Below are 22466 nucleotides of genomic sequence, written 5' to 3'. Positions count from 1 at the left end.
GATTGTTCTCCGCGAGATGCGGGTAAAATAGTATTGTAATACTTAAGGTAAGGGAGGTTGTTAGCTATAGCTATTCAGGAAGGCACCATTATTTCATTTGAAGAGGTTACCAAGCAATATGACGACGAAGATCCGGTGTTGAAAGGAGTCAGCTTTGAGATAGAGCGCGGCAAATTCTATACACTACTTGGTCCATCAGGCTGTGGTAAAACGACTATTCTACGATTGATTGCTGGGTTCGCAGAGCCAACAAGCGGTTCAATCTTTTTAAACGGTAAAGTGATTAACCACATTCCAGCCAATGAACGGCAGGTCAATACGGTCTTTCAGGATTACGCATTATTTCCACACCTGAACGTATTCGAGAATGTGGCTTTCGGACTGCGCATTAAGAAGCTTAAGAAAGACGTCATCGCGAAGAAGGTGCAGGAAGCACTAAGTTTCGTTAACCTTGTGGGCTACGAGCAACGTGCCATTAACGAAATGTCTGGTGGTCAACGGCAGCGCGTGGCCATTGCCCGCGCGATTGTGAATGAGCCGCAGGTTCTATTACTGGACGAGCCTCTATCTGCGCTCGATCTGAAGCTGCGTACAGAGATGCAGTACATACTGCGTGAAATGCAGCAACGGCTAGGCATTACCTTTATTTTCGTTACCCATGACCAGGAAGAGGCACTCGCGATGTCCGACTGGATTTTTGTTATGAACAAAGGGAAAATCGAGCAAAGCGGTACGCCTAACGATATCTATGATGAGCCGATCAACCGTTTTGTGGCTGATTTTATTGGCGAGTCCAACATTGTGCCGGGGGTTATGATTGAAGACTATCTGGTGGAGTTTAACGGTCGGCGCTTCGAATGTTTCGATGCTGGGCTTAAACCAAACGAAGCTGTGGAAATAGTTATTCGTCCCGAAGATTTGGAGATTTCAACACTGGAGCAGGGTAAACTACGTGTGCGAGTAGATTCCCAGTTGTTCCGGGGCGTGCACTATGAAATCAGCTGTTATGATGAATCCGGACATGAATGGCTTGTGCATTCTACACGTAAGGCGACTGTAGGCAGTGAAATTGGCCTTTATTTTGACCCTGAAGCGATTCATGTTATGCGTTTCGGTGAAACGGAGGAAGAATTCGAACAAACGTCTGGAAGCTTACGCCGAGGTGGAGAGTCATGAAGAATAAGGGCAGATCGTATTATCTCATCCCTTATTACCTGTGGATCGCCTTGTTTGTAATCGCACCGGTGCTACTTGTCATCTATTATTCTCTATTTGATCTGGACGGGCATCTTACGCTAGATAACTACGTGAACTTTTTTACACCTGTGTATTTAAAAATGACGCTGACCTCATTCTGGTACGCGTTTCTAATTACAGCATTCTCTTTGCTGGTCGCCTATCCGGCGGCTTATCTGTTGACGAGAACGAAGCATAAGCAGCTATGGTTACTGCTGATTATTTTACCGACATGGATTAATTTGCTGCTGAAAACTTACGCTTTTATCGGCATATTCGGTACGTTCGGGCCGATTAACAATTTCTTTGATCTGCTGGGAATCGGAGAACAGCAAATTTTGTTTACGGGCTTTAGCTTTGTATTTGTATCCGTGTATATCTTTATCCCATTCATGATCCTGCCGATCTACAGTGCTTTGGAGGATCTCAATTTATCCTTGCTGGATGCGGCACGTGATTTGGGTGCTTCGGGCTGGACAACGTTCCGGCGCGTTATTTTTCCATTGACCATTTCGGGTGTACGTTCCGGATGTATGGCGGTATTCATACCAGCGCTGTCCCTGTTTATGATTACTCGTCTGATTGCAGGCAACAGGGTCATTACACTCGGTACTGCGATTGAGCAGCATTTTCTGGTCACACAGGACTGGGGCATGGGCTCCACGGTTGCAGTATTTCTGATTGCTATTATGGCGCTGTTCATGATTATTACAGGCGGATCGCGGAGAGGGGTGCGGAATGAGAAATAAAAACGGGTTCTCCAATCTGTACCTAGTGCTAGTGTTCGCTGTTCTGTATGCGCCAATCTTTTATTTGATGTACTATTCGTTCAACAGCGGGGGAACGATGCATAAGTTCGAGGGCTTTACGCTGGATTATTATCGTGAGGTTCTTCAGGATACACGTTTGATTATTATCATGATCAACACGCTTGTAATCGCGCTTCTGTCCTCGGCTATCGCCACGATTATTGCTATTATTGGTGCGCTAGCCATTAAGAGTGTACAGAACCGCCGTGCTAAAAACACCTTGTTATCTCTGAACAACGTACTGATCGTTAGTCCGGATGTCATTATCGGTGCATCGTTCCTGATCCTGTTCACCATTGCTGGCATCAAGCTTGGCTTCGTGTCCGTCCTGCTCTCGCATGTCGCGTTCAGTGTGCCGATTGCCGTGTTGATGATTCTGCCGCATTTACAGGATATGAGTCCTTCATTGACGGATGCAGCGCGTGACCTTGGGGCAAGCCGCAAGGATGTTCTGACTAAGGTGATTCTGCCGATTATCAAACCGGGGATCTTTAGTGGATTCTTCATGGCGCTTACGTATTCACTAGATGACTTTGCAGTTACGTTCTTCGTAACGGGTAACGGTTATTCGACGCTATCTGTTGAGATTTATTCCAGAGCTCGGCAAGGGGTATCGTTATCCATTAATGCTTTGTCGACGCTGATCTTCCTGTTCACGATACTACTTGTTGTCGGTTATTACTTCTTGACTCTTAAGAAGAACCGTCAGAATACCTCGGAAGCTGTGGCGGAGCCGGTAGCGGAAGCGGGGGTGCCTAGATGAAACAGCTGGTAAATGCTTTTCTGGCGATCGTGATCACGGCATTTGCGCTAATGTACTTGGGCTCCTGGATGAACTCGAGAGAGGGCTATTCCGGAGGAAATACGCTGACTATCTATAACTGGGGCGACTATGTCGATCCTGATCTGTTGAAGGAATTTGAAAAAGAGACCGGATTAACGGTCATTTACCAAACCTTTGACTCTAATGAGGCCATGCTAACGAAAGTGGAGCAGGGTGGAACTACTTTTGATGTCGTAATTCCTTCTGATTACGCCATTGCTAAGATGAAAGAAGAAAATCTGCTCATACCGCTAGATCACAACAAGATTCCGAATCTAAAGAATATTGATTCACGTTTTATGGACCTTTCTTTCGATCCTGGCAACAAGTATTCCGTACCTTATTTCTGGGGAACGGTCGGGATTATCTTCAACCCGGACATGACCCAAGGGATGGACTTCACCAGCTGGGATTCTCTCTGGGACAGCAGACTGAAGAACAATATTTTCTTGGTCGATGGAGCGCGTGAAGTGATGGGTATGGCTTTGAACAGCTTGCACTATTCGGTAAATGACCGGGATGAGGCTCACCTGCAAGAGGCGCTGACCAAGCTGAATAAACTGTCCCCTAACGTAAAAGCAATTGTCGGAGATGAAATCAAAATGCTGCTTGCAAATGAAGAAGCAGCGGTCGGGATTGTGTGGTCCGGTGATGCTTCTGAGATCATGGATGAGAATGATAAGCTGGATTATGTAGTGCCTGAGGAAGGCTCAAACAAGTGGTTTGATAACATGGTCATTCCACGAACTGCGGATAATGTGGATGGTGCGCATAAGTTCATTAACTTCATGCTTCGCCCAGATGTTGCGGCTAAGAATGCAGAATACGTAGGTTATTCCACACCTAACATTCCTGCGCTGGAGCTACTGCCGAAGGAAACCTCCGAGGATACCCGGTTCTACCCGCCTGCCGAGATTACGGATCGGCTTGAGGTGTATGATAACCTTGGGAAACGGATGCTTGCTCATTATAATGAGCTCTTCCTGAAGTTTAAGATGAATAAGAAGTAAGTCGTTTGGAGGTAAAGTCAAACGACTCCAAGAGCGTCTACATGCGGATTCCCGTGTTAGACGCTCTTTTTTTGAAGCTTAAGAAGGATAAGTTTCACGCTATATATTATCCTTATATTTTTCGCAGAAACAATCAACGTCCTGAAAGAATGCCGAGGGCAAGGCGCTCCTTCTTGGCCGGAAGAATATTGTAGTATAATGGCTAGGATGGATAACAGGAAAAGAGGGTACGAATGCCTACTATACTAGTTGCTGACGACGATGCGAACATTCGCGAACTTGTCTGTTTATTTCTACGTAACGACGGATTCGATACAGCTGAAGCTGCAGACGGCAAGGAAGCGCTAGCCGTTTATGGCTCTAAGCCTATTGATCTTGTTGTACTCGATATTATGATGCCGATTATGGATGGTTGGACGCTCTGCAAGGAGCTCCGAAGAGCCGATCCTGATCTTCCCTTACTTATGCTCACTGCGAGGGGGGAGACCTGGGAAAAGGTGAAGGGCTTCGAACTGGGGACAGACGATTATTTGACGAAGCCATTCGATCCACTGGAGTTGACGGTTCGTGTTAGATCCTTACTGAAGCGATACAAGATTGGTTCCACACAGACGATCCAGTTCGGCGATGTCATCCTTGATCGGCAGACCTATAAGGTGATGAGAGGAACTGAGTCACTGACGTTGCCACTCAAGGAGTTCGAATTGCTGTATAAGCTCGCTGGAACGCCCGGGCAAGTCTATACGCGCGAGCAGTTAATTGATCAGATTTGGGGGATTGATTACGCTGGGGATGATCGAACGATAGACGTACATATTAAACGGCTGCGCGAACGGTTTGCGACTACACCTGATTTTCGAATCGAGACCGTGCGGGGACTTGGGTATCGGCTTGAGGTTTACGAATGATCAAATCATTATATACACGTGTTGTTCTGACCTTTCTGGTCTCCGTGATCGGAGGCACATTGATTTCTCTATTTGTGACAACCTGGGTATTTCAAGATAAATTAAACGAAAACCTGCGAATTCCCTTACTTCGCTTTGGTCAGGACATCGCCCGGATATACGAAACCTTACCATCACGTGAAGCGGATGCTCTTATAAGTGGAATGAAGCAGCTTGATTCCTACCATATTCGAATTTACGATGAGAACGGCCAGTTCCAGTCTTACGGAGTGCTTAATGGAGAGAGCCCTGTTACCGTGACTAGTGAGCAACTAAAGAAAGTATTGGGTGGTGAAGCTGTTCAAGTTAAACCGAGTATAGGTTCTTCCAACCTCTTAGGACTACCTTTGAAAACTGAAATGGGAACGAAGGCGATGTTTGTGGAGCCGCTTGTGCCTCCTACTTTGTCTTCTACGAGGAATCTGCTATTTAATTTTTTGGCGTATTCATTAATAACGGGAAGCGTATTGATATTGGTCGCTTCTATGTTCTTAGTGAGACCGATCAAAAGGCTTACAAAGGCAACTAGGCGTATAGCAACTGGGGATTTCAATGTCGAATTAAATATTAAGCAGATGGGTGAGCTAGGTACCTTGGCTAATAGCTTCGAGGAAATGATGCACGATCTGCAGCACCTTGAGCAAATGCGCAGGGAGTTCGTAACGAATGTGTCGCATGAGGTTCAGTCTCCGCTTACCTCGATATCTGGTTATGCTATTGCGCTCAAGAAAGTAGCCCTCACAGAGGATGAACGAAATCGTTATCTCGACATTATAATTGCCGAAGCGGAGCGGATGTCCAAGATGAGCGATAGTCTGTTAAAGCTGAGTCTGCTTGAATCGCAATCGCAACAACTGCGGCTTATCACGTTCAGTCTTGATGAACAGATCAGACGGGTAATTGTGGCGATACAGCCTCAATGGTCGGCACGCAACATTAGCTTTGAACTTGATTTGAAACCGGTAATTGTATGGGCTGACCATGACCTGTTAAGTCAGGTGTGGACGAATCTCCTTGGCAATAGCATCAAATTCTCCAAAGATGACAGTGTGATAACCGTCAGTATCACCCAAGAGTTAAACAACGTGACCGTCCGAATATCCGACACTGGTATTGGCATTTCTCCTGAGGACCAAGAGCGCATATTTGAACGATTCTTCAAGGCAGATCGTTCCCATAGTCGCAAGTATGGCGGTAGCGGTATGGGACTGGCGATTGTCAAACAGATCGTCTCGCTTCATCAAGGTGACATTCGAGTGGAAAGTGAACCTGGAAACGGAACGACTTTCATCGTGACTTTACCTATCACAACACCGACAGCTTAAATTTGATTGCAATCGCTATTCTTCATGCTCCGGCGTTACATGTAAACCTCCTTGCATGTGATGCCGGAGTTTTTTTGACCTGTTCATATTCCGTTCATGTTGTCGTCATTAGGAGTACATCTTCTTTGGTTAAGCTCTCATTAGCGCAAACGTTAGGGCGACTTTAGAAACAGATTAGAACAGGAGAAGATGAGGGTGACACAAACGGAGGTAATAAAATCGGGGAACGGAATGAAGAAACATAAAGTACGTAACCTGCTGCTAAAAATATTAGGAGCAATAGTGATTTTGATCGTGCTTTTTCTAGCCGTTGTTTATACAGTTAATGTGATTAGCAACAAAACAGATCAGAAAAAAATACATCAATATGGTCAATTAGTTCCTGTTGACGGAAAAAGTATGAATGTTTTGATCCAAGGACAAGGGGAGCAGACTATTGTGCTTATCCCGGGCTTTGGGACTGGAGCGCCAGCGCTTGATTTTAAGCCGTTGATTGATGAGTTATCACCATTTTACAAAGTAGTGGCGGTTGAACCGTTTGGGTATGGACTCAGCGATGAAACTAAAAAAGAACGAACCACAGAGAATATCATAAGTGAAGTTCATGAAGCCGTACAGAATCTAAACATTGACCAATATATTCTAATGGGTCACTCCATTGGAGGTATTTACGGATTGGAATATGCGAAGAAATATCCAAACGAAGTGAGTGCATTTGTAGGGGTTGATAGTAGTGTTCCTGAACAAGGCGGTATGGATGTTAAATTCCCGATAAAAAAATTAAAGCTGCTCAAAGACTCAGGTATCATTAGATTGGGATTGCAATTAAGCGGTGACCCTTATGATGGACTTCCATTTGATGATGAGACCAAAAAACAAATGAAATTGATATCGCTCAAAAATATGAATAATTCCACTACCTTAAATGAAATGGAACATATATATCCTAACTTTGTCGCAGCCAGAGGGTTGAAATTCGACAAGAATCTTCCTATTATATTCTTTATACAAGCGAATAATACAACCGTGAAAGATTGGATTCCTCTGCATGAAGGGCAAGTTAAGGAATCTGTGCATGGAAAAGTGATGACATTCGAAGGCGGACATTATTTACACCATTCCAGATCTAAGGAAATCGTTGAGAACCTAAATTTGTTCATGGAAGAAGTCAAATAAAATAAGAAAACGCTCCGACCTTCCTCCTAAGGGGAGAATCGGGGCGTTTTTGCGTTATGGATAGAGATTATTTGATGCCGATTCTCATTCGGTAGCTGATCAGAACCTCTAAGGTGCGTCCTTGGAAATGGTCTTCGACGGCAGCGCTGAAATCTGCAATGTCCTGATTTAGTAGGGTAGCGTCCTGCTTCAGAACGGTTCTTATACCCCCTTGACTTAGAGCGAGTCCAACATAGCGCTGTGCATCGCAGGACTCTAGATTATGAAATACGATCTCTCTAGCAAAAGAGAATGCACCACTAGCCTGAATCCGTGATAAATGCCCTTCTTTGTCCCATTTGTAAGCTCTCTCTGCATCCGGTAAGAGTGAGGCGAGCAGATCCTCTGATTTGGAGATTAGTTGGTTGTAACGTTCTTCTACTTTCTGATGAAGGGCGAGGGGCCAGTCGCAATCGTAGGCCGCGAAGACACCGCCCGTTCTTAAGACCCGGGAGATTTCTCGAAGTGTACTTTGAGGATCCATCCAGTGGAATGACTGTGAGCAGGTCACAATGTCTACGCTGTCCGCTGCAAGTGGAAGCTGGTTAGAATAACCTTGTACAAATGTGATGGATTGGGGATCTTCTATTTGGCTTAATTTATCGATTGCTTTTCCCAGCATATCTGGATTCGGTTCAATGCCGATGATGTTGTCCGCGACACCCTTCCACAGAAAAGTAGATAAGCCCGTACCACAGCCTATATCTGCGATGAGTGAAGGTGAGGTGCCTAAGTAATCGGTCAGCAGTTTGATAATCATGGCAGGAGCTTCGGGGCGGTAGCGGTCATAGTCATCTTGAAAGCCTAGGAATCGGTCGATATTCTGCTTGCTATTGTTTTCAGGTATCATGTGATCCTCCTTCATAGAACCTATTTATAGGTCTATTGTATAGCCATCGCTCTAGCATGCCAAATAATGGTCACCAGGCAATCGCAGATAATGCTTCTTAGAATAAACAAAATCCCCGGAGGACACCTTATGGGTGTAATCGGGGATCTAGGTAATATTTAATTTTAAAGTACGCGAAGAACGTCTAGTACATGCTACCGAAGTAATGCAGGATCGATCGCAGGGACAAGTCCTTCAGCTGCAGCGCGATTTAGTAAGGCAGAAATTGCAGCGTAACCATCATCGCCTAGGTTCATCGAGAAGTCGTTCACATAGAGATCAATATGAGATTTAGCCACTTCTGGAGCCAGCTCTTGAGCATGACTAAGTACATAGTCTCTAGAATCGGTAGGGTGATCCCACGCATATTGAAGAGAGCTGCGAATCCAGCCAGTAATGGCATCGGCATCTAGATCGCGGCGAGCAATGATCGCACCGAGTGGAATCGGCAATCCGGTATCACTTTCCCACCAGCTGCCAAGGTCAGTCAGCATATTAAGACCATAAGACGCGTAAGTAAAGCGGGCTTCGTGAATCACCAGCCCGGCGTCGATATGTCCATCGCGAACGGCAGGCATGATCTCATCGAAAGGCATGACAATGATTTCGCCAATGCCTCCCGTCACATGCTGTGCTGCCCATAATCTGAAGAGTAAATATGCTGTAGAGCGTTCACTAGGCACTGCAATCCGGCGCCCGGCCAGCTTCTCGGGACGTTTGATCGCTGTTGGGCCACTTGCTGTAAGAAGCAGCGGGCCGCAGCCACGACCCAGTGCACCGCCGCATGGCAGCAGTTTGTACCGATCAAGAACCCAAGGTAGAGCGGCATAGGAGATTTTAAGGACTTCAGGTCCTTCTCCGTTAGCAGCGAGTGTGTTAGTAATGTCAATGTCGGCATAGGTTACATTAAGTTGTGGTGCATCCGGGACAAGCCCGTGTGCCCAGGCATGAAATACAAAGGTATCGTTAGGGCAAGGGGAAAAAGCGATATTAAGCTCAGTTGTCATTACAGCACCTCCAGTAGTATAGCGGCTGCCGCCGTTAATGCTTCCATTGCATCGCCGATCTTCCAAGCAGCCCGGTCGCGGGGACCGACCGGGTTCGAAATAGCGCGGAGCTCCAGTACCGGGAGCCCCAGCGCCTCAGCGGCCACGGCAACTCCGTGGCCTTCCATCGCCTCCGCGACGGCACCGGGATGCCGCGCGATGAGGGCGGCGGCCGTCTCCGCGGTGCCGGTCGCCGTTGAGACCGTAAGCACGGTCCCCGTGCTTACGGTCAGTCCGGCCGCTGTCAGCGCGGCCGAAACCGCCTGCACCGTGCCGCGGTCAGCCGGCACGGACACGCTGCCGAAGCCGAGCTCGGCAGCGCTGCGGAAGCCCTCCGGCGTCTCGGCCCCGAGGTCGGCGGCAATCATCTCGCTGGCAACGACCAGCGAGCCTAAAGGTGCCACCCCGGGGAACCCGCCGCCGATCCCAGCGCTGATTACGCAGCCGTAAGACCCGGCTGCGAGTGCCGCGGCGGTTCCCGCCGCCGCTGCTGCCGTACCTGCGCCGGCAGCAATCACATGGAACCTGCCGCTGCCTTGCAGGCCGCGCAGGACCGCGTCCCGCTCTGCGGCTACGGCTGTTACGATCAGCACGCGCCGCGTTCCAGCTTGTTGCTCCACCATCAGGCTGCCTCCTTTAAGGGTTGTGAAATCGCTTCCTAAATAGTCATTCGTAAAGACAAGAATACGCCGTTTTAGGGGTCAGGTCAAACTTAGAGTGATTTTCATCACGTTCGTAAAAGATCGCAAATAAAACATAAGCAGTTCGTTAGGCCGCTTAGTTAATCTTTTTTAGCGGCGAGGTTGACAAAGATAGTGTGAAGAAGTATAGTTATCTTAACTTAAAGATATTTAATGTAAAGACATTTACATTGTATTGAACAACAAGGCTGTCCGAGTGGAGGTGGAAATGATGAGTAGTACCGAAGAGAACGTACGTAATGCAGAGAATACTACGGAGATGGATCAGGCGTCTTCTTTAAAGTTATTTGTTGTATTATCTAAGGCTTACAGAAGCTTGATGGATCAAGCTGTGAAGGATATGAAGAGTTATGGGCTGGCATCTGCCGAGTTCATGGTGCTTGAGGTGCTGTATCACCGGACCCGTATTCCACTGCAACAGATCGGGGAGAAAATTCTCGTTACGAGTGGAAGCATCACCTATAATATCGATAAGCTGGAGAAGAAAGGTCTGCTGAAACGTGTGCCGTGTAGCGAGGACAGACGCGTGACCTATGCGGAGATTACGGATGCAGGGCGTGAGCTGTTCGATCAGATTTTTCCGCGTCATGTGGCTTCAATTCATGATTTGATGCGTGGACTGGATAAGGATGAGAAGGGGCAGGCTATCGAATTACTGAAGAAGCTAGGCAAAGGTGTATAGGAGCGCTGAAATAGCGTAATGAAGGGCACATCTATAAGGTCGGAAGCAGTTCGCTGCTTCTTACCGCTGAAAGACAAAAATTTTTATCATATATCTTAATGTTAAGATAATTAAATCAAAGAAAATTGGAGTGGATTAACAATGATAAGTGTAGGAATATTATTGATGAGATTAGTGATCGGGATTGCATTCATAGGACATGGTGCACAAAAGTTATTTGGATGGTTTGGGGGTTACGGCCCGAAGGGTACAGGTGGTTGGATGGAGTCCATCGGCATTAAACCGGGGGTTACTATGGCAATACTGGCAGGAATAATGGAGCTGGCAGGCGGATTCATGTTCGCGGCAGGCCTTCTGACACCTGTTGCAGCGGTGTTGATTGTTGCCACTATGCTGGGGGCTATCATTAAGGTTCATGCTCCAAATGGCTTCTGGTCTACTTCGAACGGAATTGAGTTTCCGCTTACGGTACTGGTAGTTGCTGCAGGTATAGCACTTACAGGGCCAGGTTCGATTTCTCTGGACGCATTGATTTTTAACTAAGAAGGGGGTTTATTATTATGACACTTCAAACTGCAGGAATCCATCATATTACCGCTTTTGTTGGAGATGCTCAGCGTAATGTTGACTTCTACGCCGGCATTCTGGGACTACGGCTTGTGAAGAAGACGATTAATTTTGACGCTCCGGAAGTCTATCATTTATATTTTGGAAATGAGGCAGGTGCTCCGGGAACGATTATTACTTTTTTCCCTTCACCTGTAGGGCGTAAAGGAAGAATCGGCAGTGGTCAGGTTGGTGTAACGACTTACGCGGTACCGGTGGGCTCTCTGGCATTCTGGGAACAGCGTCTTGCCGCATATCAAATTTCAGTTACTCTTAAAAATAGAATCTCGGAATCTTATCTATCCTTTGCTGATTATGACGGTTTGCGTATTGAACTGGTGGAACGTGAGGAAGGGCCGCTTAGTAAATGGTCTTTCGGTGGGGTTCCTACCGAGCATGCGATCAAAGGGTTTGGAGGTGCTGTGCTCTATAGCAACGATCCGCTACAAACTGCAGAAACGCTTGTCCATACGATGGGAATGGAGCATATCGCTGACGGAGATGGATACAGTCGTTATAGAACTACTGGCAATTTGGGTAATATTATTGATCTAAAGACAACGCCGGTTCCGCAAGGAGCAGGAGGTACTGGTACCGTTCACCATATCGCTTGGCGTGCACAAGATGATGCTGAGCAGCTGGAATGGGCGCATCATGTACAGAGTCATGGACATCATCCGACACCGGTTCAAGACCGCCAATACTTTAATGCGATCTATTTCCGCGAAAGAGGTGGAATCCTCTTCGAGATTGCTACGGACCCTCCGGGCTTTGCCCGTGATGAAGCCGCGGATGCGTTGGGTGAGAAGCTGATGCTGCCATCTTGGTATGAACCGCATCGTGCGGTCATCGAAGAAAATTTAAGTCCTATTCAAATAAGAGAAATTGAGGTGAAGCAGGGATGATTCATGTATTCCATAAAGGTAAAGATGTAACGAAACCCACGCTTGTATTATTCCATGGTACTGGAGGCAATGAGCAAGACTTGTTGCCGCTCGCCGGGTTACTATCTCCCGATTCATCAGTGCTGGGCATTAGAGGAAATGTACTGGAGAACGGAATGCCGAGGTTCTTTCGACGGCTGGCTGAAGGGGTATTTGATGAGGCAGATCTAATCTTCCGTACGCATGAGCTGAAGCAGTTTCTGGATGATGCCGCTGCACAGTACGGATTCGATGCTGACAATCTGGTAGCCGTGGGTTACTCTAACGGTGCGAACATTGCGGGTAGCTTGCTGTTTCATTATAAGGATATTTTCCGCGCTGCCATTCTACTGCATCCAATGGTGCCGCTCCGCAATATTACACTTCCTTCTTTGGAAGGCGTGTCTATCTTCATTGGAGCAGGCACGAATGATCCACTCATTGCTTCTTCGGAGACTGAGGATTTGGAGATTATTTTGCAGAAGGCAGGCGCAGAGGTTACAACACATTGGGGTAATCAAGGTCATCGTCTGAGTGTTGCTGAGGCTGAAGCCGCCAGAGATTGGTTGCAGATGCGCAGCACATCCACAAATGCATAAAACCATCAGAATAACCGCCGAATGGCGGTTATTCTTGTTATACAGCCACCTATAACCCTCCATAAAAGGATTGATCAATTCACTTCCTTTACGTTAGTATGAAGAATACAAAAAAGGCCCAAGGGTTGCTGTAGAAAGGTTGAAATAAGAATCATGATTGGAATTCAAAAGGGTAATAAGCTTACCGCTGATGGACCGTCACGGAAGCAGAGACTGCAGCTCGCTGTGATTCTTGGCTCCATTACAACGATCGGCCCGCTGTCGATTGATATGTATTTGCCGGCACTGCCTACGCTTGTCGCGGATTTCGGTACGACTGCTGCTTTAGTGCAGCTTAGTCTGACCTTTTTTTTGTTGGGACTAGCTTCAGGTCAGTTGGTAGCTGGACCGCTGAGTGATGTATATGGCCGCCGCCGTCCGCTGCTTATAGGGATGTTCATTTATGCCGTTTCCTCAGTATTATGTGCCTTTAGTCCTTCAATCGGACTGCTGATCGGTTTGCGGTTTATTCAAGGTCTTGCTGGCTCAGTAGGTGTGGTTGTCTCCAGAGCGGCTGTTCGTGATTTATATAGTGGCTCTGAGCTCACGAAGTTCTTCTCGCTATTGATGATTGTGAATGGCCTCGGACCGATATTAGCTCCGGTTATTGGGGGTCAGCTGTTAAGAGTGACCACATGGCAAGGGATATTCCTCGTATTATTTGCTGCCGGAATTATTTTTTGTTTAACAATTTTATTGCGCTTGCCGGAGACACTGCCGAAGGAGCGACGCTCTAAGAGCGGGCTGAAGGGTACGCTGCTTACTTTCCGAGTATTGCTGGGCAACCGTAAGTTTATGGGTTATGCCTTGTCTCAAGGTTTTGTAACGGCATCTATGTTCGCTTATATTTCAGGTTCTTCTTTTGTATTGCAAAATATTTTTGCGGTTACCCCGCAGGTATATAGTCTGATTTTTGCTATGAATGGGATCGGGATTATTATTACGGGTCAAATTGCCGGCAGACTTGCTGGTAAGGTAAGTGAGACTAAGCTGCTGCTTAGTGGACTATTGCTCTGTACGATGGGAGGTATCTTGCTGCTGCTGACGATTCTAGTAGGAGGAGGATTAATCCCAATTCTGATCTGTCTATTTGCAGTTGTCTCCAGTGTGGGGATTGTCGGAGCGACCAGCTTCTCATTGGCGATGCAAGATCAAGGCGAAACTGCAGGCAGTGCCTCGGCGTTAATCGGTTTGATTCCTCTACTGTTAGGTAGCTGTGTAGCGCCACTTGTTGGTCTTGGGGGAGTTGAGTCAGCACTTCCGATGGCCATAGTGATAGCATGGCATGTACTGGAGTTCTCTCCATTTTGTCTTATCTGCTGCTTGTTAGACGGGGAAAAGCCAGCACCTAGCAGTCTATCATTGTAACCTAGCAAGTAGTACTTTCAGCAAACTTTCAGCGGGTCTTAACGTTCCTTATCTGCAAAAGGATTATATTGGAGGTAGGGAAGGGAGGGATGACCATGAGTATATCAGCAGTTTCAGGTTCCGCATCGTATACCACCTCGACATCAAGCACTACAGATACCAGTGCGCTTGAGAAACAAAAAGCGAAGCTGGAAGCTGAACTAGACAAGATTGATGCCAGCTCAGACGATGAAAAGACCAAAGAAACGAAGACGAAGCAAATTGAGCAACAGATCAAAACCATCGAGGCACAAATTTCACAAAAGTCTCAGAGCAGCGCTTCCACCGCAGGTAGTGGAGTAGAGGCACCTGCCAAACCAGCGAACAATGCGCTTGCTGCAGCAAGTCCGCAAGAGATCGCTACCGCAACAACGGATAGTAAAGGCAGATTTGATATTCGAGTATAAACGCTAGCAAGACCCATGTTACATAACAGAGAGGGCATCCTTTGCCGTGAGGGATGTCCTTTTTGTTATGCATTTTTATGTGTAAACTACAGTTTCAATGCCCTTTAGCGGTATAGAATTCCAATAACAATCTTTAACTATTGCAGGGGTTGGGGCTGTACTGGGAGTCTAATTGAATAGGTGTTGATTATCATGGGTTTTTTATTCCAATAATTGTTATAATGAAATGGTTGAAAATTTGTCTAGCACAACGTGTGTCAGCGGTAAAGGCAGGTGGCCTCATGCATTCAAAACAACAGACATTAGAAAGATTTAAAATTGTAAGGCTGTTCTTATCCATATACCGGATACGGGCGGTGAGAGCTCTCTTTCCAGTGGCTATCATAGCGCTGGTGTATTGGGAGGGACAGCATGAGCTGAAGCAGGTCCATTTAGGACTTATCATGCGTGAATTAAGAAGATTACCTACGTCCGCTGTCTTGCAAATGATCGGATTCGCACTTCTCGCAGTAGCTGTCATGAGTGCCTATGATTATTTGATTCGGGCACATTTCCGTTTAAAAGTAGGGCTCTGGGACACCTTCCGTTATGGCTGGATTGCTAATACGTTTAATAATTTGATTGGTTTTGCGGGTCTGGCTGGAGTAGGTTTACGGACGTTGATGTATAAAAAAAGCGGTGTGCCAACTTCCGTCCTAACGCCGGCAATCGTATTTCTTTCGCCGCTAATGATAACCGGGTTATCTTTACTTTCTTGGGCAAATATCTTTGGCCTGCTGCCGGCAACGGCATTGCTCGAAGAGCATCATTGGTTAGTATTTGCGGTATGGGGTATGGCGCTTTATTTGCCGTTTTTCGTGTTTGTACAGCGCTCGTCGCTTTATGCAAAGTGGATTAACCGGGGAAAGGGCAGAACGCCATGGCTTACAGTTGTTGCCTCTGTGGGTGCTTCCTTTCTAGAATGGAGTTTTGCCGGGGTAACCTTTTGGACAATCAGTAGCCATCTCTTGCACGATGTGCATTTTCCAGTCATATTCGGCATCTTTACAATAGCGGCTATTGCGGGCATCTTGAGTATGGCACCTGGCGGTATCGGTGCTTTTGACCTTATCGCATTGCTGGGTCTTACGCAGCTTGGATTCAAAAGTGATCAGGCTATGGCAGTGCTTGTCGTTTTTAGATTGTTCTATTATCTCATTCCGTGGTTGATCGGATTGGTGCTTGCTGCATTGGAGTTTGGTTTGCAAGGAAAAAAGGGACAAGATCGTTCAGCCCCCGGGTTTGAACCCTCTCTTAACATATGGCAAAAGATATGGGGTTGGCCAGGGCAGTATACTTTTCTGAGCGATCTTGGTGTGTGGGCTCTAGGCAAGCTTGTACTAGCTAGCGGGCTTATTCTCTTACTATCAACAGCTACACCTGGATTGTTGTATAGGCTGAAGATTACAGAGGAAATATTGTCATTCCCGATCATGCAGCTTTCACATCATTTATCTGTACTTATTGGTTTTATGCTCATTTTGTTGTCGCGAGGTATTACATTAAGGGTCCGTAGCGCATACATTTGGACCAGTGCTCTACTATTTTCTGGGTCTATATTTGCGGTAGCTAAAGGCTTTGATTATGAAGAGGCGCTGTTTCTGCTTCTCGTTGCACTCATTCTTTGGATCTCCAGATCCCGGTTCTACCGGATTAGTGCTCCCGTTAGCAGACAGAGTACGATCTGGTGGCTTGCTCTTACTTCGGTAATTGCCCTAAGCTACTATCTATTGGGAAGCCATGTACATCGCGGTTTTCTGAAGCATCTCCCACCCGGTGTGCAGCCAGAGTGGCTGCAACGGCATAGTGATGTTGCATTTACGGCTGTAGGGGGGCTGGCTTTCTCTTGGATCATTCTTACTTTACTGATCACTCTCAGACCTCACCGTAAGCCAGAGGAGCTATTCGGAAACTTTGATATGGCAAGGCTGGAACGTTTTCTAGGGGAGTTTCAAGGCAATCCCTTAACTCATATGTTATTTTTGGGTGATAAAAGCTTCTTCTGGGCACAAGACGGCAAAGTGCTGCTCGCTTTCGCCAGAGTTAGGGATAAACTTGTCGTCCTTGGTGATCCATTGGGAGATAGAAGCCTCATGAATGAGGCGATCAGTGAATTTAGGCAAGCTGCGGATAAATACGGTCTGGTAGTAGTTTTTTATCAGGCTACACCTGAATTTTTATCGATCTATCATGAGCAGGGATATCACTTTTTCAAGCTGGGGGAAGAGGCGTTGGTAACGCTCGATACCTTCACGCTCAGTGGCAAGAAGAACAGTGATTTGCGCAGCGTATGCAACCGGTTTGAACGGGAAGGATATACTTTTGAAGTTGCAGAGGTACCGCACAATGAAGATTTATTTAAAGAGCTGAGATCCGTTTCAGATGAATGGCTGAATGGGCGCACCGAAAAAGGGTATTCGCTGGGCTGGTTTAACAAGCCCTATCTACAGCTGGCTCCGATCGCGCTGCTGCGGAATACCAAAGGGACGATACTGGCATTTGCCTCTATTGCATATGGGTATGATCAGGGCATGACCCTATCGATTGATCTGATGCGCCATCGAAAGAATGTGCCGAACGGAACGATGGATTACTTATTTGTCCGTTTGCTAGAATGGGCGAAATCTAAGGGATATCATCGATTTAATCTAGGTAATGCGCCTCTGTCTAGTGTAGGCGAGAATGCTGGGGCCTTGAAAGAGGAGAAGCTGGCTCATCTCGTATTTAAAAGAGGGGGGCATTGGTACGGCTTTGTCGGACTTCGCCGATACAAAGAAAAGTTCAGTCCGGAGTGGGAACCGCGTTACCTGGCTTATCCGGCTTCCATTGCGTTGCCGATCTTGACGCTGGATCTGGTGAGATTAGTATCCCGCCATCCAAAGGCGGAGGAATAGAGGGAGACGAGGGTGAAGTCTCTGTGTACATTGAAGCCACTAAAGAAGAGGAGGGCGTCTCAAAGTAGTTTTAGCTACTTGGGGACGGCCCTTTTTTTGTGTTGAAGGTTAATTGAAGTTTCAAATGATGGTTTGAGTGAAACACCAATTCAATAATTAGGGAATTCCTCCCTGAAATTCTTAGATTACTGGTCATTAGATTTACAATTAGGGAAAATATACCTAAAATTCATCTGATTTGGTGGAATTTCAAGCAATCACCCTAATTTTCAGGGAGGAATTCCCTAATTTCGTTAATTATAAGCGAATATCGAATATTATCAGGGAGCTTTTCCCTAATTAGTGGCTAAACCCACTCCGCTCACCGCAAAAACGCCTACTGCACATCCCCGCGGTCATTTTACGTCCCCGCAGCACATTTCCAACGCACATTCCTGCTCCATATCCTCATCATCGTCTGCCATCATCACCCAATCTGAAGAGGTTTAATGGCTAAGTGAGATCCTTACTTGGACTATTCCATAAAATAGATGAGGCTGCCCCGTAAGCAGCATTCACTACTTTCGAGAGCAGCCTCATCTATTTTGAGCAGCACAACCTTTATTTTTCGTCGACTTCTGCATCAGGCAGGGCCCAGACAGATACGCTGCCACCGTTGACCGGGAAGGTCGCCCAGCCCTCTTTTTCAATCGTTATGGTCGCCTTGTGATTATGAGTAAAGTCTACCCATACTTCACCGGCGCGTTGTTCCCCTACGAACATTCTTTTCTGACCGTTCTCACCGTTACTGATCACAACCGCGCATCCAGAGTTTTCAATCTCCTTCACGCCTAGACGTGTCCAACCAATCGTGTTCGGGTGATCGAAATAATCCTTCTGTTCCCCATAAGCCTTGTGATAGCGGGTGTACAGAAGTGGATCAATCGCCGCTTTTTTGCCTGCCACAGGTGTAGGTCCCTCGATCCCATAATAATCTCCATAAAAGACCACAGGATATCCATCGCGTCGCAGCAGGATAAGCGCATAAGCACTTTGCTTGAACCAATCATCTACCCACGATTCGAGAGCCTCATGGGGCTGAGAATCATGATTGTCCACGAACGTTACGGCATTGGTAGGATGGGTCTGCACTAGTGTGTCGTCTAGGATTTTGGTTAAATCAAAGTTTCTACCCCCCAAGGAAGCTGAATGCAGCTTGTAGTGAAGGGAGACATCGAAGAGGTCGATCTTATAGTCGACGGTATTTAGAAATTGCCGGCAGGATTCTAAATCCGAATTCCAGAATTCGCCCACGATATAGAAATCCTTCTCACATTTATTAAACATTTCGACCGCGAATTCTTTCACAAACTCATGGTTGATATGCTTGATGGCATCTAAACGAAAGCCGCTGCAGTGGAGCGTGTCCACCAGCCATTTTCCCCATTGGATCATTTCTTTTTTGACTTCTGGATGACTGTAATCAATATTTGCGAACATTAGATAATCGTAGTTGCCGAACTCGTCGTCAACATTCTGGTTCCATGTTTTATTCTCGCCTACGATACGGAATACACCTGTTCGCCCCGATTTGGCGTCAAAGTCAGTGCCGTTAAAATGATTGTGATTCCATTTAAAGGAAGAGTGTTCATCACCGCGGCCGGGGAAGGTGAATTTAGTCCAGCCCTCTATCTCGAAAGGCTTGGAGATTTCTTTCATCCGGTCATTAGGGTCGACCTCGATCACCTGGAAGACTTCCTTTTCGTCCGCTCCTGCCTTGTGATTCATGACCAAATCAACGTACACGGAAATCCCATTTTTTTGACATTCTGAAATGGCTTCAATTAGGGCTTGTTTGGTGCCATATTTGGTGCGTACCGTACCTTTTTGGTCATATTCACCCAGATCGTATAGATCATACACGCCATAGCCTGTATCGTCGGCGGAGACGGCCTTTGTCACAGGAGGTACCCAAACAGAATCAATGCCTACGGCTTTTAGTGCGGAAGCTGTTTCTTTCAGGCGATCCCAGTGTTTCCCATCCGCAGCAACATGCCATTCAAAAAATTGCATCATTGTATGGTTCCTCATTATTTCTTGCGCCTCCATATCCATAAAGCGAATTTTTTCTTCACTCTGATTAGATTTTCAGATAACTCTTATTAAACTTAAAAACAGACTATGAAAAATAAGGCAGGCTGATGAATGCGGCGGGGAGGTAAAAAGATGCGATTTATATAGGTTTGAAAAGTGTAATTTCTGATCTCTGGGAAAGATGGACGGCGTTACGCCCGTTTCGTTTGGCACTGTACAGGGCATGGTCGGCCTCTGACAGCAGCTCTTCCAGAGTATCTTCTGGGCTTAAGGCCTCTACGACTCCGAAACTGGCGGTCACATGAATAGGGCCGATCATGGTATGTAATGTACTATACTCGATATCCGCACGGATGGTATCACAGAGCAATGCGGCTTGCTTTAAGGATGTGCCCGGAAGACAGATCACAAATTCCTCACCGCCATAACGGCCGAAGATGTCACCTTCCCGCAGATGTCTGCTGCATACCTCAACAATGTGCTGAAGGGCTTGATCTCCATATTGATGTCCGAATCGATCATTAATACTTTTGAAGAAGTCTACATCCAGCAGAATAATTGATAATGAACTCCGATCGCTTGCGGACTGAATTAGAAGCCCTCGACTCAGCTCCAAAAAATAGGTACGGTTATAAATCCCCGTCAGACTGTCCATCGTTGCCAATTGACGCAGCTTATCTTGAAGCAGTATTCGTTCAGTTACGTCAATCAGCATGATCATTTGTCCTGCTAAGTATCCCCCTTGTTTCTGTACGGGAGAGGATCGAATTTGATAGTAACAAATCTCGTCTCCTTTGTTCCAAGCTACTTCCCGTTCTTCGCGTAGCAGCGGCTCTGCATCCATAACATAGGACAAGGCATCTTTACCTGCATTGAGAAACAGTTGTGCCAGCGGTTTGCCAATCGCTGAGGAATTAAGTCCTTCTATCATATCCGCGGCTGCGCGATTGTAATCGACGAGCATGTCCGAACGATCGGTGACAAGCACCCCGTCTCGCATACTTTCGAACAAATTCTCACGAGCAATAGGTGCGGCTGTTAACATGCCTCTTGATAGGATAGCCCAGATATATAGGGTGGAGGTGATGCTCATAATGATCGGAACGGGATCCATGCCGTAAGGAGTCAGGCCCATCAAATATAAAAAAGAGCCTAACGTTGGGAGGCTTAGTCCAATTAGAATGGTAACGATTTGTCTGCGGTATACCCGTTTCATCCGATTCCACTGCCATAACATGAGGCAGATGGCTGCCAGTAGACAGCCAAAGGTAAAGCTGCCGTGAACGATATACCAAGGACCCATTACTACATCAACGAGTGGGGAGGGGGTGTTGTCTCGCAAATAAATGGACTTATAGAAGAGATGGTGATAATCATTGGTCCACACCATCAGTGTTGTGATGAACGGTATGATGTACAGCGCTGCTCGCATGCCCTTTTTAAATAGACTTTCCAGTCCCACGAAATGCATTACCATGATAAGGCTAGCCGGCGCTATAAAAGGCATCCCCAGATACTCTACCTTAATCCAAAAACTCATTTCCTCCAGTGTTTTTCCCGACAGCTCTAGCGCGAAGCCGAAGGTATAAATCGCGGAAGTGCAGGAGCTTATAACAAAGGCTCTGATTCCTAAGAAATCAGTTTTCTTATAATAGGCGAAAAGGGCTAGTAAGACACTCAGAACACCTGATATAGCCACAATAACAATATAATTCGAAATTACAGATCCCATGGGTCTATTGTCTCCTACTGAGGAAAGATATGGATAAATATTACCACATATCTACAAATATTTAAAAATCACTTTAATGCAAAACTTTAAAAATGTCCCCTAGACAAAATGACGTAATTTAGCGGGAGCTATTTTACTAATTGTCTAGTGTGAGTCTAGTGAACAGCGTGTAACATGTTAGTTAATACTACGTGAGAGAAGATTTAGACTCAAAAATCTCTGTTATGAGTAAGGTTAATTAACATTCAGTGCATAGCTTATTTTGATAAGGGGGGCTGGGGATGTCATTGCTCGCGACAAATATTCCTGAGATTCAGCTGGAAAATGTTGAAATGCGTTATAGGACGGAAGCTGCGGAAGTGCTTGCGCTGCATCAGGTGAGTCTTGATATTGCAAAGGGGGAATTCGTCTCACTGCTCGGACCTTCCGGATGCGGTAAAACAACGCTTTTAAGACTGATGGCCGATCTGATCGCGCCAACAGGTGGGAATATTGTAGTAGCTGGGAAAAGCGCTAGAGAAGCAAGGCTGGCGCAGAAATATGGGATTGTTTTTCAAAGTCCTGTGCTATATGACTGGCGGAAGGTGAAGCATAACATCACATTACCGCTGGAGTTGATGGGAGTCAAAAAGTCGATCCGTGAGGAGAAGGCGTTAGAGCTTCTTGACCTAGTGGGCTTACAGAGCTTCGCAGATAAATACCCTTGGCAGCTTAGTGGGGGGATGCAGCAACGTGTAGCGATTGCCAGAGCCCTATCGATGGAGCCGGAAATTCTGCTTATGGATGAACCGTTCTCTGCACTGGATGAGTTTACACGTGAGCGTCTGAACGAAGAGCTGTTATCCGTCTGGAGCAAGGTGCAGAACACAATTGTCTTCGTAACCCATAGTATTCCTGAATCGATATTCCTCTCTGATCGGGTGTTCGTTCTGTCCCCACATCCGGGTCGCTTGTCCGCCGTGGTTGATATTCCCCTGCCGCGTCCGCGTACAGCGGAAATGAGAAACAGCCCCGAATTTTTCGAACTGATCGCGCGTATTCGCGACAGCTTCGAAGGGGTGTAG

The 22466-nt window shown here is 46.5% G+C and carries 19 protein-coding genes and 1 pseudogene; 15 read left to right on the top strand and 5 right to left on the bottom strand.

The features are described from left to right. Window positions 1–72: 72 nt before the first annotated feature. From ACDZ28_RS06720 to ACDZ28_RS06690, 7 genes and pseudogenes are all read left to right on the top strand, one after another. A pseudogene (locus tag ACDZ28_RS06720) lies at window positions 73–1183 on the top strand (ABC transporter ATP-binding protein). Further along, on the top strand, window positions 1173–1985 hold the full coding sequence (locus tag ACDZ28_RS06715) for an ABC transporter permease (protein ID WP_076120198.1): 813 nt from the start codon (window positions 1173–1175) through the stop codon (window positions 1983–1985). Before ACDZ28_RS06720 ends, ACDZ28_RS06715 begins: the two are co-directional and overlap by 11 nt. Next, window positions 1975–2808 carry an ABC transporter permease gene (locus ACDZ28_RS06710; RefSeq protein ID WP_375104278.1) on the top strand — a complete coding sequence of 278 codons (834 nt, stop codon included), beginning with the start codon at window positions 1975–1977 and terminating at the stop codon, window positions 2806–2808. Before ACDZ28_RS06715 ends, ACDZ28_RS06710 begins: the two co-directional genes overlap by 11 nt. After that, window positions 2805–3878, top strand: coding sequence for an ABC transporter substrate-binding protein (locus ACDZ28_RS06705; RefSeq protein WP_341115586.1), 1074 nt, complete (start codon window positions 2805–2807; stop codon window positions 3876–3878). The genes ACDZ28_RS06710 and ACDZ28_RS06705 overlap by 4 nt, the downstream gene beginning before the upstream one ends. 233 nt (window positions 3879–4111) lie before the next feature. Continuing rightward, a complete protein-coding gene (locus ACDZ28_RS06700; RefSeq protein ID WP_375104277.1) occupies window positions 4112–4786 on the top strand; it encodes a response regulator transcription factor in 675 nt (224 codons plus the stop codon). Next, complete coding sequence (locus tag ACDZ28_RS06695) at window positions 4783–6150, top strand: HAMP domain-containing sensor histidine kinase (RefSeq protein ID WP_341115584.1); 1368 nt, start codon at window positions 4783–4785, stop codon at window positions 6148–6150. The genes ACDZ28_RS06700 and ACDZ28_RS06695 overlap by 4 nt, the downstream gene beginning before the upstream one ends. A 195-nt stretch (window positions 6151–6345) precedes the next feature. After that, window positions 6346–7326, top strand: a complete 981-nt coding sequence (locus ACDZ28_RS06690; RefSeq protein WP_375104276.1) for an alpha/beta fold hydrolase — start codon at window positions 6346–6348, stop codon at window positions 7324–7326. Window positions 7327–7393: 67 nt separating this feature from the next. Here ACDZ28_RS06690 and ACDZ28_RS06685 read toward each other — a convergent pair whose 3' ends face one another. The 3 genes from ACDZ28_RS06685 to ACDZ28_RS06675 form a co-directional block, all read right to left on the bottom strand. Next, on the bottom strand, window positions 7394–8215 hold the full coding sequence (locus tag ACDZ28_RS06685) for a class I SAM-dependent methyltransferase (protein ID WP_375104275.1): 822 nt from the start codon (window positions 8213–8215) through the stop codon (window positions 7394–7396). A 194-nt stretch (window positions 8216–8409) separates the two neighbouring features. Beyond that, a complete protein-coding gene (locus ACDZ28_RS06680; RefSeq protein WP_076120203.1) occupies window positions 8410–9261 on the bottom strand; it encodes a 1,4-dihydroxy-6-naphthoate synthase in 852 nt (283 codons plus the stop codon). Continuing rightward, window positions 9261–9923 (bottom strand): futalosine hydrolase, encoded by a 663-nt coding sequence (locus ACDZ28_RS06675; RefSeq protein ID WP_375104274.1) that lies wholly within the window; start codon window positions 9921–9923, stop codon window positions 9261–9263. The genes ACDZ28_RS06680 and ACDZ28_RS06675 overlap by 1 nt, the downstream gene beginning before the upstream one ends. 289 nt (window positions 9924–10212) lie before the next feature. Between ACDZ28_RS06675 and ACDZ28_RS06670 the strand changes: the two genes are divergently transcribed. From ACDZ28_RS06670 to mprF, 7 genes are all read left to right on the top strand, one after another. Beyond that, the gene (locus ACDZ28_RS06670; protein WP_269321975.1) at window positions 10213–10683 is read left to right on the top strand and encodes a MarR family winged helix-turn-helix transcriptional regulator; all 471 of its coding nucleotides are present in this window, start codon (window positions 10213–10215) and stop codon (window positions 10681–10683) included. 141 nt (window positions 10684–10824) lie between these two features. Then, window positions 10825–11226, top strand: coding sequence for a DoxX family protein (locus tag ACDZ28_RS06665; protein ID WP_375104273.1), 402 nt, complete (start codon window positions 10825–10827; stop codon window positions 11224–11226). 17 nt (window positions 11227–11243) lie between these two features. Further along, a complete protein-coding gene (locus tag ACDZ28_RS06660; RefSeq protein ID WP_339288485.1) occupies window positions 11244–12194 on the top strand; it encodes a ring-cleaving dioxygenase in 951 nt (316 codons plus the stop codon). Then, window positions 12191–12811 carry an alpha/beta hydrolase gene (locus ACDZ28_RS06655; protein WP_076120208.1) on the top strand — a complete coding sequence of 207 codons (621 nt, stop codon included), beginning with the start codon at window positions 12191–12193 and terminating at the stop codon, window positions 12809–12811. Before ACDZ28_RS06660 ends, ACDZ28_RS06655 begins: the two co-directional genes overlap by 4 nt. A gap of 153 nt (window positions 12812–12964) precedes the next feature. After that, window positions 12965–14218 carry a multidrug effflux MFS transporter gene (locus ACDZ28_RS06650; protein WP_375104272.1) on the top strand — a complete coding sequence of 418 codons (1254 nt, stop codon included), beginning with the start codon at window positions 12965–12967 and terminating at the stop codon, window positions 14216–14218. Between the two features lie 95 nt (window positions 14219–14313). Continuing rightward, on the top strand, window positions 14314–14664 hold the full coding sequence (locus ACDZ28_RS06645) for a FlxA-like family protein (protein ID WP_339288479.1): 351 nt from the start codon (window positions 14314–14316) through the stop codon (window positions 14662–14664). A 281-nt stretch (window positions 14665–14945) separates the two neighbouring features. After that, a complete protein-coding gene (gene mprF, locus ACDZ28_RS06640; protein ID WP_375105314.1) occupies window positions 14946–17597 on the top strand; it encodes a bifunctional lysylphosphatidylglycerol flippase/synthetase MprF in 2652 nt (883 codons plus the stop codon). A 600-nt stretch (window positions 17598–18197) separates the two neighbouring features. On the opposite strand, the gene ACDZ28_RS06635 is transcribed toward mprF, so the two are convergent. After that, the gene (locus tag ACDZ28_RS06635) at window positions 18198–19670 is read right to left on the bottom strand and encodes an alpha-amylase (RefSeq protein ID WP_375105313.1); all 1473 of its coding nucleotides are present in this window, start codon (window positions 19668–19670) and stop codon (window positions 18198–18200) included. Window positions 19671–19809: 139 nt separating this feature from the next. Further along, a complete protein-coding gene (locus tag ACDZ28_RS06630; RefSeq protein ID WP_375104271.1) occupies window positions 19810–21402 on the bottom strand; it encodes a histidine kinase N-terminal 7TM domain-containing protein in 1593 nt (530 codons plus the stop codon). Window positions 21403–21683: 281 nt separating this feature from the next. Between ACDZ28_RS06630 and ACDZ28_RS06625 the strand changes: the two genes are divergently transcribed. Beyond that, window positions 21684–22466: an ABC transporter ATP-binding protein gene (locus ACDZ28_RS06625; RefSeq protein ID WP_339288475.1), complete on the top strand. Its 783-nt coding sequence runs from the start codon at window positions 21684–21686 to the stop codon at window positions 22464–22466.

This window comes from Paenibacillus sp. RS8, from assembly GCF_041956825.1.
GTDB lineage: Bacteria > Bacillota > Bacilli > Paenibacillales > Paenibacillaceae > Paenibacillus_AQ.
This window is presented reverse-complemented; position numbering and strand designations above follow the sequence as displayed.

What these genes read in the sequence shown, in the direction of transcription:
- ACDZ28_RS06715 (WP_076120198.1), top strand. Translation starts at nt 1,173, where the DNA reads ATGAAGAATAAGGGCAGATCGTATTATCTCATCCCTTATTACCTGTGG.
- ACDZ28_RS06710 (WP_375104278.1), top strand. Translation starts at nt 1,975, where the DNA reads ATGAGAAATAAAAACGGGTTCTCCAATCTGTACCTAGTGCTAGTGTTC.
- ACDZ28_RS06705 (WP_341115586.1), top strand. Translation starts at nt 2,805, where the DNA reads ATGAAACAGCTGGTAAATGCTTTTCTGGCGATCGTGATCACGGCATTT.
- ACDZ28_RS06700 (WP_375104277.1), top strand. Translation starts at nt 4,112, where the DNA reads ATGCCTACTATACTAGTTGCTGACGACGATGCGAACATTCGCGAACTT.
- ACDZ28_RS06695 (WP_341115584.1), top strand. Translation starts at nt 4,783, where the DNA reads ATGATCAAATCATTATATACACGTGTTGTTCTGACCTTTCTGGTCTCC.
- ACDZ28_RS06685 (WP_375104275.1), bottom strand. Translation starts at nt 8,215, where the DNA reads ATGATACCTGAAAACAATAGCAAGCAGAATATCGACCGATTCCTAGGC.
- ACDZ28_RS06680 (WP_076120203.1), bottom strand. Translation starts at nt 9,261, where the DNA reads ATGACAACTGAGCTTAATATCGCTTTTTCCCCTTGCCCTAACGATACC.
- ACDZ28_RS06675 (WP_375104274.1), bottom strand. Translation starts at nt 9,923, where the DNA reads ATGGTGGAGCAACAAGCTGGAACGCGGCGCGTGCTGATCGTAACAGCC.
- ACDZ28_RS06670 (WP_269321975.1), top strand. Translation starts at nt 10,213, where the DNA reads ATGAGTAGTACCGAAGAGAACGTACGTAATGCAGAGAATACTACGGAG.
- ACDZ28_RS06665 (WP_375104273.1), top strand. Translation starts at nt 10,825, where the DNA reads ATGATAAGTGTAGGAATATTATTGATGAGATTAGTGATCGGGATTGCA.
- ACDZ28_RS06660 (WP_339288485.1), top strand. Translation starts at nt 11,244, where the DNA reads ATGACACTTCAAACTGCAGGAATCCATCATATTACCGCTTTTGTTGGA.
- ACDZ28_RS06655 (WP_076120208.1), top strand. Translation starts at nt 12,191, where the DNA reads ATGATTCATGTATTCCATAAAGGTAAAGATGTAACGAAACCCACGCTT.
- ACDZ28_RS06650 (WP_375104272.1), top strand. Translation starts at nt 12,965, where the DNA reads ATGATTGGAATTCAAAAGGGTAATAAGCTTACCGCTGATGGACCGTCA.
- ACDZ28_RS06645 (WP_339288479.1), top strand. Translation starts at nt 14,314, where the DNA reads ATGAGTATATCAGCAGTTTCAGGTTCCGCATCGTATACCACCTCGACA.
- mprF (WP_375105314.1), top strand. Translation starts at nt 14,946, where the DNA reads ATGCATTCAAAACAACAGACATTAGAAAGATTTAAAATTGTAAGGCTG.
- ACDZ28_RS06630 (WP_375104271.1), bottom strand. Translation starts at nt 21,402, where the DNA reads ATGGGATCTGTAATTTCGAATTATATTGTTATTGTGGCTATATCAGGT.
- ACDZ28_RS06625 (WP_339288475.1), top strand. Translation starts at nt 21,684, where the DNA reads ATGTCATTGCTCGCGACAAATATTCCTGAGATTCAGCTGGAAAATGTT.